At 37.3% G+C, this 15,003-nt stretch carries 11 protein-coding genes; 1 reads left to right on the top strand and 10 read right to left on the bottom strand.

Annotation, left to right across the window (positions count from 1 at the left end):
- Window positions 1-76: 76 nt before the first annotated feature.
- Entirely contained in the window at window positions 77-3,361 is a 3,285-nt protein-coding gene (locus VXN63_RS00910) for a DEAD/DEAH box helicase (RefSeq protein WP_327756095.1), read from the bottom strand.
- 166 nt (window positions 3,362-3,527) lie between these two features.
- Between VXN63_RS00910 and VXN63_RS00905 the strand changes: the two genes are divergently transcribed.
- Window positions 3,528-4,166, top strand: coding sequence for a pentapeptide repeat-containing protein (locus VXN63_RS00905; RefSeq protein ID WP_327756094.1), 639 nt, complete (start codon window positions 3,528-3,530; stop codon window positions 4,164-4,166).
- A gap of 77 nt (window positions 4,167-4,243) precedes the next feature.
- On the opposite strand, the gene VXN63_RS00900 is transcribed toward VXN63_RS00905, so the two are convergent.
- The 9 genes from VXN63_RS00900 to VXN63_RS00860 form a co-directional block, all read right to left on the bottom strand.
- Window positions 4,244-5,524 carry a glycoside hydrolase family 27 protein gene (locus VXN63_RS00900; protein WP_327756093.1) on the bottom strand — a complete coding sequence of 427 codons (1,281 nt, stop codon included), beginning with the start codon at window positions 5,522-5,524 and terminating at the stop codon, window positions 4,244-4,246.
- Between the two features lie 36 nt (window positions 5,525-5,560).
- Window positions 5,561-7,510, bottom strand: coding sequence for a glycoside hydrolase family 127 protein (locus tag VXN63_RS00895; RefSeq protein WP_327756092.1), 1,950 nt, complete (start codon window positions 7,508-7,510; stop codon window positions 5,561-5,563).
- A gap of 246 nt (window positions 7,511-7,756) precedes the next feature.
- Complete coding sequence (locus tag VXN63_RS00890) at window positions 7,757-7,987, bottom strand: hypothetical protein (RefSeq protein ID WP_327756091.1); 231 nt, start codon at window positions 7,985-7,987, stop codon at window positions 7,757-7,759.
- A gap of 15 nt (window positions 7,988-8,002) precedes the next feature.
- On the bottom strand, window positions 8,003-9,607 hold the full coding sequence (locus VXN63_RS00885) for a xylulokinase (protein ID WP_327756090.1): 1,605 nt from the start codon (window positions 9,605-9,607) through the stop codon (window positions 8,003-8,005).
- 76 nt (window positions 9,608-9,683) lie between these two features.
- Window positions 9,684-11,108: an L-arabinose isomerase gene (gene araA / locus VXN63_RS00880; protein ID WP_327756089.1), complete on the bottom strand. Its 1,425-nt coding sequence runs from the start codon at window positions 11,106-11,108 to the stop codon at window positions 9,684-9,686.
- A 26-nt stretch (window positions 11,109-11,134) separates the two neighbouring features.
- Window positions 11,135-11,830, bottom strand: coding sequence for an L-ribulose-5-phosphate 4-epimerase (locus VXN63_RS00875; protein WP_327756088.1), 696 nt, complete (start codon window positions 11,828-11,830; stop codon window positions 11,135-11,137).
- Between the two features lie 175 nt (window positions 11,831-12,005).
- A complete protein-coding gene (locus tag VXN63_RS00870) occupies window positions 12,006-13,121 on the bottom strand; it encodes a GntR family transcriptional regulator (protein ID WP_327756087.1) in 1,116 nt (371 codons plus the stop codon).
- 174 nt (window positions 13,122-13,295) lie between these two features.
- Window positions 13,296-13,532 (bottom strand): DUF6171 family protein, encoded by a 237-nt coding sequence (locus VXN63_RS00865; RefSeq protein ID WP_327756086.1) that lies wholly within the window; start codon window positions 13,530-13,532, stop codon window positions 13,296-13,298.
- Between the two features lies 1 nt (window position 13,533).
- Window positions 13,534-14,982: an alpha-N-arabinofuranosidase gene (locus VXN63_RS00860; protein WP_327756085.1), complete on the bottom strand. Its 1,449-nt coding sequence runs from the start codon at window positions 14,980-14,982 to the stop codon at window positions 13,534-13,536.
- Window positions 14,983-15,003: the final 21 nt, after the last annotated feature.

Genomic DNA, 15,003 nt, shown 5'->3' with positions numbered 1-15,003 from the left:
ATGATTTGTATGCTTATCTTATGCCGAATGAAATGGTTATACAACCAAAGACACTCTTAATGGCACAAAACATTTTTTAATCGTTCAACAAATTCAACACTTCATCTTTCGAGAGACTCGTAATCGTTTTTTCGTTTCCAGTTTCAATGACATCATCAATCAGCTCACGTTTTTTCGCTTGTAATTCATTAATTCTTTCTTCAATTGTACCCGTAGCAATTAAACGAATAACTTGAACAGCATTTTTCTGTCCATATCGATGTACACGGTCAGCTGCTTGATCTTCAATAGCTGGATTCCACCATGAATCATACAAGATAACCGTATCTCCACCAGTAAGGTTCAATCCAGTCCCACCTGCTTTAAGTGAAATCAGGAATAAATCTTTTTCACCCATATTAAATCGGGTTGTCAGTTTTAATCGGTCTTCATTTTTAGTCTGACCATCAAGATAATGATAATCCACTTCTTGCTTGTCCAGTCGCTCTTTTATGATACTTAACATCGATGTGAATTGAGAGAACAAGACCACACGTTTTCCATTGAGTCTTGCTTCTTCAAGGTATTCTAGTAAACGCTCAAGCTTAGAACTATCTCCTTCAAAATCTGAAGAAATCAGTGATGGATCACAACAGATTTGTCTTAACCTTGTCATCCCAGCGAGCACTCGGATACGATTTCTTTCAAACGTATTTTCTTGAATCATCCCTTTGACTTCTTCACGGATCATCGTTAATTGTGACTGATAGATGCGTTTTTGTTCAGGTGATAATTCAATATATTCCGTTGTCTCTGTTTTAGCAGGCAAATCGCTTAATACATCGCGCTTCAGTCGTCTTAGAACGAAAGGACGAATTTTAGCTGCAATGCGATTCTGAGTTGTCTGTTTATAAGCTTTTCTGTTTTTAAACAGTCCAGGTTGAACAATTGAAAATAGGGACCATAACTCCCCAAGATTATTCTCGATCGGTGTTCCAGATAAAGCGAATTTTGTATCAGCTTTCAAATGCATCACAGCTTGAGTCGTCTTAGCTGAACTGTTCTTCACATTTTGAGATTCATCCAATATAATTGTTTTAAAATCATGATCTTTATACAAGATGAAATCTCTTTGAATCAAAGGATAACTGGTGATGAGCACTGGGATTTCTTCTTCAATTGATTGACGAATAGCGGTTTCTCGTTCTTCTATAGAACCTGCCACTAGAATCGTTTTGATACCTGGAGCGAATTTCTGAAACTCGTGCTGCCAGTTATATAAAACACTTGAAGGACAAATGATCAGATACTGTCCGCCAACTTCTTGTACTTTAGAAAGCAAGAATGTAATGGTTTGAAGTGTTTTCCCAAGTCCCATATCATCCGCTAGAACCCCACCAAAGCCATAATGGTCAAGTGATTTAAGCCAGTTAAATCCAGTTTTTTGGTACGGTCTAAGATCCGCTTGAAGATCATCAGGCAACTCGAAGTTCAAATTCTGTGGTTCCAGCAGTTGCTGTGTTAACTTCCTGAATTGATTCCCTTGATTGATAATAGAATCTTCAAGTACGGTTAACCCTTGGAACAATGGTACGGTCATTTCCTCTTTAATATCTTCTGTATTAATATCCATCTTCTGAACAGTTTCGTTCAATTGTCTGAACTTCTCTTCTTTTAAATTCAGAATCTTACCGTTCGATAAACGGTAGTAGTGTTTGTTGTTGTTAAGTTGTCTAATCAATTCTTTTAAATCATCCGCTTCAATGTCTTCTGCTTCAAAATTGATGTCCAGAAGATTAGAGTTTCGATTTAATTCGATTGAGATAGAAGGAGCCGTTCTTGGCTCATAGACTAATTGTTTCGCATTCGTAGACATAAAGATTTCAAATTGTTCAGCTATGATTGGCAAACTTTCATAGAGAAATTCACTTAATTCATCTAATGAATCCAGCACCCAGCGGCCGTCTCTAACAACTGCGGTACTTAAACATTCATGTGCTAGTCTAAGCAGTCCGTCTTCTTTAATTAATTGTCTGATAACGACTTTTTCCATTGCTTCATCAATCGGCTGATCTTTGAGCGGGAAAATCGTTAGTTCTCCGTATTTGAATACTGGACTGATCAGTAACTGGTCATCTAATGTATCGATATAACATTGTGCGACTAACTCTTCTCGGAAAACCGTTTGCTGCACTTCTTGGTTGACTTCGATATCTAAAAACGAAGATAACTGTGATAGCACAGTAGAGGCAAATTCCGTTAAATCTCTAGAACGCATCACTAAAGGAGCGTGCTGATTTTTACTGAATACTTCCATTAAGTTGCTCAGTAATTTATACTGCTCCGAAGTCAGGAAGAAAAACTCATGATTCCATTCGACAATGTTTGCACCTCTATGGAAGTTCATTTCGAGTTCATCTGCATCTTCTTCCATAATGGAGAAGTGGTACAGTTGTTCTTTCTTCTCTAACTGAAATTTAAGTGGGAACCGCTCAAAAGAATCCGTGATTAGTACTTTATCCAAATCACTTAGTTTCATCAGATGTTTTGGTGGTCGGCCGAATCTCACAAAGCCTCCATCCGTTCTTTCCAGAGCTTTCAGGACCATTTTGAGACTTCTTGAAGGTACTTCAATGTCGCTCTTGTTCTGGTAAGAATTGGCATAGCCAACAGGTGTCGCAGATCTCACTAAATGATAGACGTCATACAGAATCTCAAGCATTTTTCTATCTGCCGGATTCAAACCATGCTTATAGGGATCATAGGTAAAGTTTTTACCAAATTCATACGAACGGCCTTCCAATATCTCTGAAATGACGTGTGGAATATTTTTAACGACATACAACCTATCCAGACCGACTTTCATATATAAGTCGTAAGCATAAGAATAACCCGTTCCACTTACATTTAAAATAAATTCAAATTTCAAAGATTGGTTTTTATAGTCATTTGTTTGTCTGGAAATTTCTTGTTTTGAAACTTGAATCAGCTGCTTGAGTGCTTCTTCACTTTTTTTGTAGGAAAACATCGGTTCCTTAAGGGCAGCTCCCGGAGCAGACTTCAATACTTTTTTCAAGTCGTCTTGTTGTACTAAATTGGCTTGAAGCATACTTGCTACTACGTGCTTACAAGCTCCAGAATTTTTTTCAAAAGGAACACAGGTACAGTGGTACTTCTTAGCCACTCCATTTGGATAGAATCTAAGATTGACCTGCTCGCTTTTAGCATCTTCAACTGAAAATACCAAAGTGCTTTCTTTATCATTTACTGAAGTAAGCTTTACCACTTGATCACCAGATAGTTTTAATCCTTCAGCAAATACATTCGTATTCGACGCTAAGCTTTTTATCGTACTCTCAGGGAAAAATTGCTTTTTGAACATGCATGTCATCCTTTAATCAGTTTTAAACGTTACTTGTCGTCTTTTGTTGAACGATCAGTCAAAGCATTCATTATCTTATCATTATACCAAATATTATCCTTACTTGTAACAGATTAAAGAAAGAGATACACTAATTTTAATTAAATGACATAAGGAGTTCATTATAATGAAAAAAATTCTTCCTCCAAAACTTCCTCTGAATTTACCAGAAGCTGACTTTGAAGCGGTTCTTGATTACGAAGATCCAGTATTAGAACATGTACTGATTCAGGATTGTACAATTCATCTAGATGCATTGCGCAATGTAGAATTCAAGAATATGATATTTAAAAACGTGTTTTTTGAACAATTCAGTGTACCGAATGCTTATTTTAAAGATGTCCTTTTTGATCACTGTCAATGTATTAACGCTCAAATTGATGAATCTGCTCTGAAGAGAGTCGAATTCAGACAATGTAGAATGAACGGTATATCCTTCGGAGATAGCTTTCTCGAAGATGTTCATTTTAATCAAAGTATGTTAGATTTGTCTGGATTTGCTTATGCGAAACACAAAAATGTTCGGTTTACTTCTTGTCAGATGAAAGAAAGTGACTTCTACGAGAACCAACTGAAAAATATTCAATTTGATGAATGCGATATGTCCGGTATTCGTTTTTCCAACACTTCTTTGAACGGCGTCGATTTAAGAACATCTACTTTTGAAAAAATCGTTGTGAATACTCAAGACATTAAAGGTGCTATTGTGAACAGAGAACAAGCCCTTGGATTTATGCAGTTATTAGGTCTTGTAATCGAAGACTAGTTTTTTAGAGATAGACAACGCAAAAGGCGTAACACTCCAAGTCTCTCACTTGGATCTGTTACGCCTTTTACTATAAATTATTTATAGATTTTATAAAGTTTTACGTCGTGCGGTTGGATGTCTAATTTAGTGATTTCTTGATAGTCTTTCGATTCGTCTGACCAAACATCAATAACCGAACCTTTTGCTTCAAGAAGGATTTCACCAAAATCGATTTCTACATTTTTTGAATGATCATTCAGATTAAACACAGCTAACCATTCACAATCCAGACCCTGACTGTGCCAGATCGCAATATCATCTTTTCTAGAAACTTCGAATCCACCATGACTATGTTCGTTTAATTCCTGAAGATAGCGATTTTGAAGTAATTTCAAAGTCCACTCATCATTATCAGGCAAGTGTCCTCCAAACATCAACGGTGATCTAAAGATAGACCAAAGAGACATCATCGATTTCTGCTCTCCTTTTGTAAACCTGGACATTCGGTCGCCACCACCACCATCGACGGATCTTACTCCAATATGGCCTAGAGGGAGCATATCACAATCTGGCCAGTTTCCTTCTCTTACAAACGGAGACCATTTTGCGCTTTTCTCAAACATCTCATATAATTGCCACCAATTATCCCAGTAATCATCTGTCAGTCTCCACATATTTGCACTGTTCTGTAAGAAACTACCATGCTCCAAAGAAGCTGGACCAGGAGATAAACTTAACACAATTTCTCTTCCTGACTCATCAATCACTTCTCGAATCAGTTCAATTTCCTCAACATGTCCTCCATATAACTTTGAATCAGCTATATCATCGATTTTTAGAAAATCCACACCCCAAGAAGCATACAATTCTATTAAGGAAGTATAGTAGGCTTTCGCTCCTGGATGAGACGGATCTACTCCGTACATGTCCGTATTCCAAGGGCATATTGAATTCGGCTTAGCAATATCTCTTGCAGTATAGTCAGAATTTTTGATCTTAGCATTTTGATGAACGGCTTGTCTTGGAACGCCTCTCATAATATGTATTCCAAATTTAAGCCCTAGTGAATGAATATACTCACCCAGTGGTTTGAATCCATTTCCATTTTCAGATGACGGAAATCGCTTTTCGGACGGCATCAATCTTGAATACTCATCCATAATTAGATCTGTGAAGGGATGGTAGACCGAAGAATCTGCTTCTGGTTCGTACCATTGAATATCAACGACCACGTATTCCCAACCATAATCTTTCAGATGTTCTGATATATATTGGGCATTTTCATGTACATCTATTTCTGTTACTGCTGCACCGAAACAATCCCAGCTGTTCCATCCTTTTGGTGGTGTTTTGGCCCAGGTTCTAAATTCGTTCATTCAAACTGACTCCTTCCAATTCTTGTATTCAGATTTTTATTTTTTAGCTACCCAGACCATCATTTCACCCACTGAACGGTTAGCCCAAAGATGATAAGGTATAAAGGTTAAATCTTTTTCTTCATAAACGGGTTCTTTGTATGTTCTATACAATACGTTTTCCCACTCTTCATCAATGACTCTTTTTTCACCTTGTGCTTTAAGTGCAACATGGGATCCCAAAACCGAGTCACTAACTTTTTCTGAGCAAATATGATTTTTCAATCTCATTAAATGTAGGTCTGACTCGTTGTCCGTTTCTTCCATACAATAAACAAATGGACCTCTTTGTAGCGCTACTTTTCCTAAATCATCTCTAACTTTAGGATGCGCCTGATGCATAAGTACTGAAACATCAAAACTAAGCGTTAAAACGATTTTTTCATTTACCGGAATCATTGCGTATCCATAAGCGACTTCAAAATCTACTTCTGATCCATCTTGTTTTATTGAAAGATTACTTGCCCATGTTGGTATTCTGATACCGAGCGTAAAGGCCTTTGGAGCATCTACTGATAGCTCAAGCGAACCTTCATCTTCAAACGAAACCATTTGTTCCAATTCAACTTCTTGATTGTTGAAAGAAATCTTTCCTGAATGATCCATGAAAAGATTCACGTAAAGGGTATCTTCTTTTTCACTATATAAGTACTTTTCAAGTGAAGTCAGCGTTCTTGCAATGTTCGGTGGACAACAAGCACATCCAAACCATGAAGGTCTTGTTGATTTCACATGACTTTTTCCGGGATCTTTTTGGCTGGCTTCTGGGTTAACTTCCAGTGGATTAACATAAAAGAAATGTTTCCCATCGAGTGCCATTCCACTGATGACAGAGTTATGTAGAGCCCGTTCCATGACGTGTGCATATTCTGCATCAACTTCGTTTTTCATCATAGCCTTCGCGAAGAACATTAGGCCGATAGCGGCACACGTTTCACAGTACATCGTATCGTTCGGTAGGTCGAAATCAAATGTAAATGCTTCACCGTGAACGGTAGAGCCGACTCCACCCGTAATATACATTCTCTTTTTCACAATATTTTTCCAGATTCGCTTCGCCGCTTTGAAAAGTTTGTCATTTTTTGTGTAATAAGCAACATCTGCCATAGCTGCCGCCATGTAAACGAGTCTTACTGCATGACCTACTGCTTCTGTTTGTTCAGTCACTGGCTTATGGGATTGATGATAGACATTGTTGATCATAATCGGCGCACGATTGTCTAAGCCCAGTTCAATATTCTCTTCCATCTGTTTTCTGTAAAAGTTAGGATCTTGACCACGAACCTCAAGAAACCACTCACTTAATTTCAAGTAAGACTCATCATTTGTCACTTCATATAGTTTAACGAGCGCCAGTTCGATTTCTTGATGACCGTCAGCCCCGTTGATTTTGACTTCCTCAGGTCCAAAGTGAGCTTGAATACAGTCTACGTATTTTTTTACAACTTCAATTAAGCGATCATCATCTGTTGCTCTGTAATGCGCAACGGCTGCTTCAATCAAATGACCTGCACAGTAGAGCTCATGACTTTCAAATAGCTTTCGAAACTTTAATTGAGGTGCATCAATTTGGTAAAAAGTACTAAGATAACCGTCATCTTCTTGAGCATCTTGAATCAGTTCAATCACTTCATCCATCATTTGTTTTAACTGATCGTCTTTCGTAATTTTATAAACATTAGCCGCTGACTCTAACCACTTGTAAACATCAGAATCTTGGAATAACCAACCGTAGTGGTGCCCTTCTGAGCGACCTGCTGCAATTCTAAAGTTTTCTATAGCGTGACTTTTTTCAGAAGGAATGTTAGCGTCATCGCGTTCTTTATCAATTTTGATGTCTTCTTGATCATGTAATACGTTCCACTGAAAAGGAATCATTTCAGTCTTTATTAAATCAATATATCGCTTCCAAAATTCATCTTTAATTGTAATGTTTGAATCTATCATGCTTGATTTCCTCCACATACTGCAATTTGTCAGTCGAAATTAGTAATGTACGTATAACTTAAGAAAGCACATGATTTAAATGAAATGAACTGTCCTATTTGTACGTACCTTTTAATCAATAGTATAATACACCACCTATTTAAGCAAGCGTTTTCTTAAATCTTTTATACAAAAAAAGTCCTCGTTAGAAGAGTGAATACTCTATCTTACGAGGACAAATATTGCCTGTTGCATCATTCCATCTTTTTATTTATGATCTACATCTTCTTCTTTTACCTTATTTAAATCATCGACCTTGTCGATATTGAAATTTTCAAAATCTTCAGGCTTGGTATCTTGTTCTTTTTCATCCTCATTCTTAACTTCACTATCTGGATCAGCTTTCGTGTAACGATCAGCTTCTTCTGCAGCCACTAAATGAGCTGGATGATTCATACTATTTGGATTTGCATTGCCTTGTAATGGATCATTTTGCATACTCACAACCTCCAATTATTTTAAAGATTGAACGGCTTGCTTCTCTACGTCCAATATCATTGTATACCTTTTCATGAATTCATTAAAGTCATTTGATCCAGTTTTAGATGGTTTTAAAGTGTTTGGAACTTCTATAGAAAATACTTGTTCTCCTAAGAATGATTCGAGCGTTTGTCCTTCTTCTTTTTTTACCAAATAAGAAGCTAATAGAGCCATTCCCCAAGGCCCTCCTTCACCTGCTGTTTCCATTACAGTAACGGGCACATTCAAGGCGTCCGCCATCATCTTTTGGCCAACATACTTCGTTCTAAAGAAGCCGCCGTGCCCTAGTAACTGTTCAACTTGGACATCTTCTTTTGAAATCAAAATATCCATACCCATTTTTAAAGTAGCTAATGCTGAATAAATTTGTGTTCTCATAAAATTAGGAAGTGAAAGAATGCTGTCCGGCATTTGTACAAATAAAGGACGTCCTTCTTCTAGCCCTGTAATAGGTTCTCCAGAGTAATAGTTACAACTGACCAATTTGCCCCCATCGGAATCTGCTTCAAGTGATTTTTCAAAAAGTGTTGTAAATAATTGATCTTTATCAACCGATAGCCCTAGAGCTTCAATTAATTCTCCAAACAATTTTGCCCAAGCATTAATATCCGTTGTGAAATTATTACAATGCACCATCGCAGTTGGTTTACCTGTTGGTGTAGTGACCATATCAATCTCTTCATAGTAATTAGACAAAGGCTCTTCTAGCACGATCATTGAAAAAACAGAGGTTCCTGCAGAGACGTTTCCTGTTCGTTCCGCCACTGAATTTGTCGCGACCATCCCCGTTCCAGCATCTCCTTCTGGAGGACAAAATGGAATACCAGCCATTAAATGACCTGTTGGATCTATTAATTTAGCCCCTTCCAAAGTAAGACTACCCGCCACGCTTCCAGCGGCTAAAACTTTTGGAAAAATTTCAGTCAGGGTCCAGTCCAAAGCTTTTATCTCTGAAAGTGCGTTAAATTGATCTATTCTATTTTTATCAAAATCAATGGTTTCGCTGTCGATTGGAAACATACCTGCCGCTTCTCCTACACCAACAACTTTTTCACCTGTCAATTTCCAATGAACATACCCTGCAAGTGTCGTAACAAAATCAATTTCTTGAACATGGGGTTCGTCATTTAAAATGGCTTGATATAGATGTGAAATACTCCAACGATGCGGAATATTGAACGAGAATAACTTAGTCAGCTTTCTAGAAGCTGCATCCGTTGTTGTGTTTCTCCAGGTTCTAAAAGGCACTAGTAACTCTTCATTCTTATTAAAGGATAAGTAACCATGCATCATACCCGAAAATCCTATTGAAGAGACTCTGGTAAGATTAACACCGTACTTTTGTTTAACTTCTTCAAAAAGATTTTTATACGCAGACTGCAAGCCTGACCATACTTCTTCTAAATCATAAGTCCAGTATCCATCTATAAGCCTATTTTCCCAGTCGTATGCACCACTTGCGATTGGTGCAAATGTATCGTCTATTAAGACTGCCTTTACTCGAGTAGAGCCAAATTCGATACCTAGTGATAAGGTATTTTGATCAAGTGATAGAGTATTTTTCGATTCAGCTGACATTATAAACCCTCATTTCAATCATCTATTTTATAAAAGAAAAGCTAACAAACGTAAACGTTTATTAGCTCACTTGGTTTTAATCAATTACAACAGTCTCAATATCTACTAGTTTTGCCCAGTCAAGTATAACGTCTAGGCTAAGCGCTAATGTAGCTACTGTATGGTGGCCTCCACCCGCTTGAATCCATTTTTTAATACCTGTTTTAAAATCAGGATTTGGTTTCCAGATCACTCTTGCTACTGGCAACTTCGGTGCTTCTTCAGTAGGTGTTTCAGCTGTGAATGTGTTCACCATCAGACGGTAATGAGAACCCATATCTAACATAGATACTGTCAAGCCTTCTCCAGCTTTACCATCAAATACTAGACGTGCTGGATCTTCTTTATCGCCAATACCTAGTGGGTTTACGACTACTCGTGGTTTCGTTTCAGCAAAAGTAGGATCAACTTCTAACATGTGAGATTGAACGATATATTCATTACCTTTAGTCATGTTATAGGTGTAGTCTTCCATAAAGCCAGTAGAGATATTATTCGCCATAACTTTCATCAAGCGGTCAAGCGCTGCTGTCTTCCAGTCACCTTCGCCAGCAAATCCATATCCTTCTGCATTAAGCCTTTGAACAGCCATACCCGGAAGTTGTTTCATTCCATGAAGGTCTTCAAAATTCGTTGTGAATGCTGTATAGCCTCCACGTTCAAGGAATCTTCTTAAACCAATTTCGATTCTAACTTGTTCTTTAACATGTTCGTCAAAAAAGTCTTGATCATTATCGCGATATTCCATATCGTATAGTTCGCCACACTCTTCGAAAGTTTCTTGGATCTCTTCATCAGTAACCTGATTCATTTCTTCTACAAGATCACCAATTCCGTAATAATCAACAGTCCATCCAAATTGAATGGCAGCTTCAACTTTGTCTCCTTCAGTTACGCCAACGTTTCTCATGTTATCTCCAAAACGAGCAACTTTAATATTTTGAGATTCTACAAATCCAATCGCAGATAACATCCAGTCAGACATTTCTTTATGAACGTCTGGATCTTGATAATGGCCTACAACGATTTTGTTGTTTAAGCGCAAGCGAGCATTAATAAAGCCATATTCTCTATCACCGTGAGCACTTTGATTCAAGTTCATAAAGTCCATATCGATTGAATCCCAAGGAATCTCTTTATGATATTGAGTAGCTAAGTGTAATAAAGGCTTTTGCAGTAATTTTGTACCGGGAATCCATAATTTTGCTGGTGAGAATGTATGCATCCAAGTAACGACACCAGCTACTTTATCCTGATAGTTAACTTCTTTCATAACATTTTTAATTTCATCAGCAGTTGTGACTAATGCTTTGTATTCTAATGGATAAGGAAAAGAAGCTTCTTTGTTTAGTACTTCTACCATTTCTTTAGCATGATCTTCGACTTGTTTAAGTGTTTCTGGACCATATAGATGTTGACTACCTACAACTAACCAAAATACTTTTTCTTCTGTTTTTAACATGTAAAGCACATCCTCATTTTATATTTTTATCTTTGACCGTAATAAGCGTTATCCCCATGTTTTCTCAAATAGTGCTTATCGAGAAGGTTTTGGTTCATCTCTATTTTTTCAGGATTCAGCTGCAAACTGTGGTAAGTCATTTCAGCAACTTGTTCTAATACAACTGAGTTATGAACAGCCTCTTCTGGAGACTTACCCCAAGTGAAAGGGCCGTGATCGTTAACCAAGACACCAGGCACTTTGTCTGGATCAATACTTCTTGTTTGGAAAGTCTCAATAATTACAGAACCTGTTTTCAACTCGTAGTCGTTTGAAATTTCTTCTACAGTCATCTCTCTCGTAACTGGGATTGATCCATAAAAATAATCAGCTTGAGTCGTTCCCGCTGCCGGAATGTCTCTTCCTGCTTGAGCATAACTAACAGCCCACGGAGAATGTGTATGCACGATTCCTCCTATATGCTGAAAATTTTTATATAGTTCTAAGTGAGTTGCTGTATCACTAGATGGATTCAGTTCTCCTTCAATAATATTGCCATCTAAGTCTACAATCACCATGTTCTCTGGTGAGAGATCTTCATAAGCGACTCCACTAGGTTTAATGACAACTAAATTCGAATCTCTATCGATTCCGCTCACGTTTCCCCATGTAAACGTAATCAATTTATATTTCGGTAATGCCATATTTGCTTTGTAGACTTGATCTCTTAATGCTTCAAGCAAATTCTATCATTCCTTTCATTTATACAACGTATTGGGTTCCATTAAAGGGTCCATCTTTAAATCTAAGTATTGTGTAACGCTTACATCCCTATTGTAAATTAAAGGTACGTACGTGTCAACTGTATAATAGAAAAAATTCTATTATTTTACGTTACACACGAACGTACCTTGTGAACTATGAATGAGCTGTCTCAGCTTTTGTATTTTCACTCAACCGCTTAGTAGAATTTCGGACAATTAACTCTGGATCAAATATATAAGATTCAATCTTTGTTTCTTCTTCTATTGACTTAACGAGCATCATCGCTGCCTGTTTACCCAAGTTTTCTTTTGGATGTTCCACTGAAGTTAGCTTTACAGATGGCAAAGTGGTACTGTAAAAGCTATTGTCGTGGGAAACAACTGAAAAATCATCTGGACATGTTTTACCAATTGCATTAATCTCTTTAATTAACATAACCGCTACTTCGTCGTTATAGCAAACGAAGCTAGTCGGTACGTTTTCAGACAATAACAGATCGCGAATCATTTGAGGTAGCGTTTGTTTTGTCTCCGTATCATAACGTATAATGTAATTGTTATCGAATGAAAGTTTCGCATCATATAGCGCTCTAATATACCCTTTCAGGCGATTCTTCCCTTGTAAATCGTCTGCCTTAGTGATGATACCGATATTCGTATGATTCAATTCAATCAAATGTTCTGTTGCTATCCGGCCCGCTTTGACATCATCTATTGCAACAACTGGAAAGTCTAGTTCTTCATACGTAGCATTAAGCATGATCATTGGTACTGGTCTCTCTGATAGATTGAGATAGTAATTTAAGTTGGGATTCATCAAATTACTTTTTGTTGGCTCAACAATCAATCCATCTACATTTTGATCGATCATGCTTTCTAAAGAGGAGCGCTCATTGTCTACATTGTTACGTGTACTTGATAACATTAAAGAGTAATCATGTTTAGAAAGCTCTTCTTCAATACCCCTAATGATTGAAGGGAAGATATAATCCGATAAATAAGTAGTGATCACACCTATCGTTCTTTTTGAAGACGTTACGATTTCTTTTTTGTATATGTCACTCACAAAAGTTCCTGACCCTTGCTGTTTCACTAAAAAGCCTTCATTTACTAATTCAGATACGGCTTGTCTAATGGTATGTCTACTGACGTCAAACTGTTTTCGCAATTCTGCTTCAGAAGGAATTTTGCTTCCTAATAAATAACTATTACTTTTAATTTTTTGTTGCAACTCTTTTTTTATCGTTATATACTTCGGCTCATTCAACATTGATTTCACTCCTTACGATTTGTCCGTACGTAAATTGTACTATAAACGAGGGGTATAATTAAAGACATAATAATATTTGTATAGACAAATATTATATTTATATTATCTTCAATTATACTTATGTATTAAGAAAAGGATGCATCAGCATCCTTTTCGACTTAGTTCACTCATCTTCTACCATTTACCAACAGGACAGCTTTTGTAGTTCAGACTTGCTCTAAACATTGCATAACATCCACATTTTGTACATGTATGATTTTGAAAAAATGGGCAAGATTCACAAACAGACAATCTCTTTTCTTTTAATTCTTCTGAAGCTAGATCAACTTCCAAACTTAATTGCTCATCTATTGATGCTAATACATCCTGTCCCGCCAACGCTTCAAGGCGTTCACATGTTTTACAAGACATATTATTTCTCTTTAATTAAAAGAGTTGTAACGCTCATAGCTGGAAGTGTTAAGGACACTGTACTGCCTTCGATTTTAAAATCTTCAAACGATTTCTTAGAGACAACTTCCGGATTTTCAAATGTATTATGAGCATCCATTTCATCAGCGGCTACAATCCATGCTTCAGCTGAATCAAAAGCGTAATCCGCTAAGTTAAATGACATTGTTTCTTCACCTTTCAGACCGTAGTTACACACAGAAATGGCTACTTTTCCATCTTTTTTAGAAATTGTATAATCGATAGATTCCTGACTTTCGCCATATGTGTCAATTAATTCTGCATCTTGATGATGCGTGTAAAGATCAAAAACGTGATAAGTCGGTGTTTTGATCATTTTATCGCCTTCAGTGAATAGCATCGCTTGAAGGACGTTAACCATTTGAGCAATATTAGCCATCCGAACACGGTCAGCGTGTTTATGGAAAATATTTAAAGTAAGGCTGGCAACCATTGCATCACGTATTGTGTTTTGTTGATACAAAAATCCTGGATTAGTGCCGTTTTCTACAGATAACCACGAACCCCACTCATCAACAATTAATCCCACACGTTTTTCAGGATCATATTTATCCATAATAGTAGAATGTTTTGTAATCAGTTCATCCATTTTCTTAGCGCTATCAATTAATGAGTGCCATTGTGCTTCAGGGAAGTTAGTTGCTGTACCTTTATCTTCCCAAGCACCAGTCAATGCATAGTGATGTAAACTGATTCCATCCATGAACGGTGCAGCAATTTTCATTACTTGTTCCATCCAGTTGTAATCATCAATGTTTGGACCACACGCTATTTTATAAACATGTTTGTCTGTATAATTTCTAACATAGGTCTGATAGCGGCGGTAGAGATCTGCATAGTACTCTGGACGCATATTTCCACCACATCCCCAGCTTTCATTTCCTACTCCGAAAAATTTCATTTCCCAAGCAGATTCACTACCATTATCTTTACGCAGGTTCGACATTGGTGACTCGCCTTCAAAGGTGATGTACTCTACCCATTCCTGCATTTCTTGAACAGTACCACTACCTACGTTACCATTGACATAAGCCTCTGCACCAAGAAGATCTAATAAATGGAAAAATTCATGTGTACCAAAATGGTTATTTTCAACCACTCCACCCCAGTGCGTGTTTACGATCGTTTTACGTTCAGCAGGTGTCCCAATCCCATCTTTCCAGTGGTATTCATCAGCGAAACAGCCTCCTGGCCATCTTACGACAGGTACCTTGATTGCTTTAAGTGCTTCTACTACATCTAAACGGATACCTTCATTATTGGGAATGTCTGAGTCTTTTCCTACCCAAACGCCTTCATAGATACATCTACCCAAGTGCTCTGCAAATTGTCCGTAAATATATTTACTAATTGTAGGTCCTTTTTTATTTGTCAATACTTCAACTGTCATTATGTTTACTCCCTTTAATTC

It is taken from the genome of Marinilactibacillus sp. XAAS-LB27 (genome assembly GCF_036039175.1).
In the GTDB taxonomy this organism is placed as follows: Bacteria; Bacillota; Bacilli; order Lactobacillales; family Carnobacteriaceae_A; genus Marinilactibacillus.
This window is presented reverse-complemented; position numbering and strand designations above follow the sequence as displayed.

Excerpts from the sequence above, each read along its gene's own strand:
- VXN63_RS00910 (WP_327756095.1), bottom strand. The coding sequence starts at position 3,361 with ATGTTCAAAAAGCAATTTTTCCCTGAGAGTACGATAAAAAGCTTAGCG.
- VXN63_RS00905 (WP_327756094.1), top strand. The coding sequence starts at position 3,528 with ATGAAAAAAATTCTTCCTCCAAAACTTCCTCTGAATTTACCAGAAGCT.
- VXN63_RS00900 (WP_327756093.1), bottom strand. The coding sequence starts at position 5,524 with ATGAACGAATTTAGAACCTGGGCCAAAACACCACCAAAAGGATGGAAC.
- VXN63_RS00895 (WP_327756092.1), bottom strand. The coding sequence starts at position 7,510 with ATGATAGATTCAAACATTACAATTAAAGATGAATTTTGGAAGCGATAT.
- VXN63_RS00890 (WP_327756091.1), bottom strand. The coding sequence starts at position 7,987 with ATGCAAAATGATCCATTACAAGGCAATGCAAATCCAAATAGTATGAAT.
- VXN63_RS00885 (WP_327756090.1), bottom strand. The coding sequence starts at position 9,607 with ATGTCAGCTGAATCGAAAAATACTCTATCACTTGATCAAAATACCTTA.
- araA (WP_327756089.1), bottom strand. The coding sequence starts at position 11,108 with ATGTTAAAAACAGAAGAAAAAGTATTTTGGTTAGTTGTAGGTAGTCAA.
- VXN63_RS00870 (WP_327756087.1), bottom strand. The coding sequence starts at position 13,121 with ATGTTGAATGAGCCGAAGTATATAACGATAAAAAAAGAGTTGCAACAA.
- VXN63_RS00865 (WP_327756086.1), bottom strand. The coding sequence starts at position 13,532 with ATGTCTTGTAAAACATGTGAACGCCTTGAAGCGTTGGCGGGACAGGAT.
- VXN63_RS00860 (WP_327756085.1), bottom strand. The coding sequence starts at position 14,982 with ATGACAGTTGAAGTATTGACAAATAAAAAAGGACCTACAATTAGTAAA.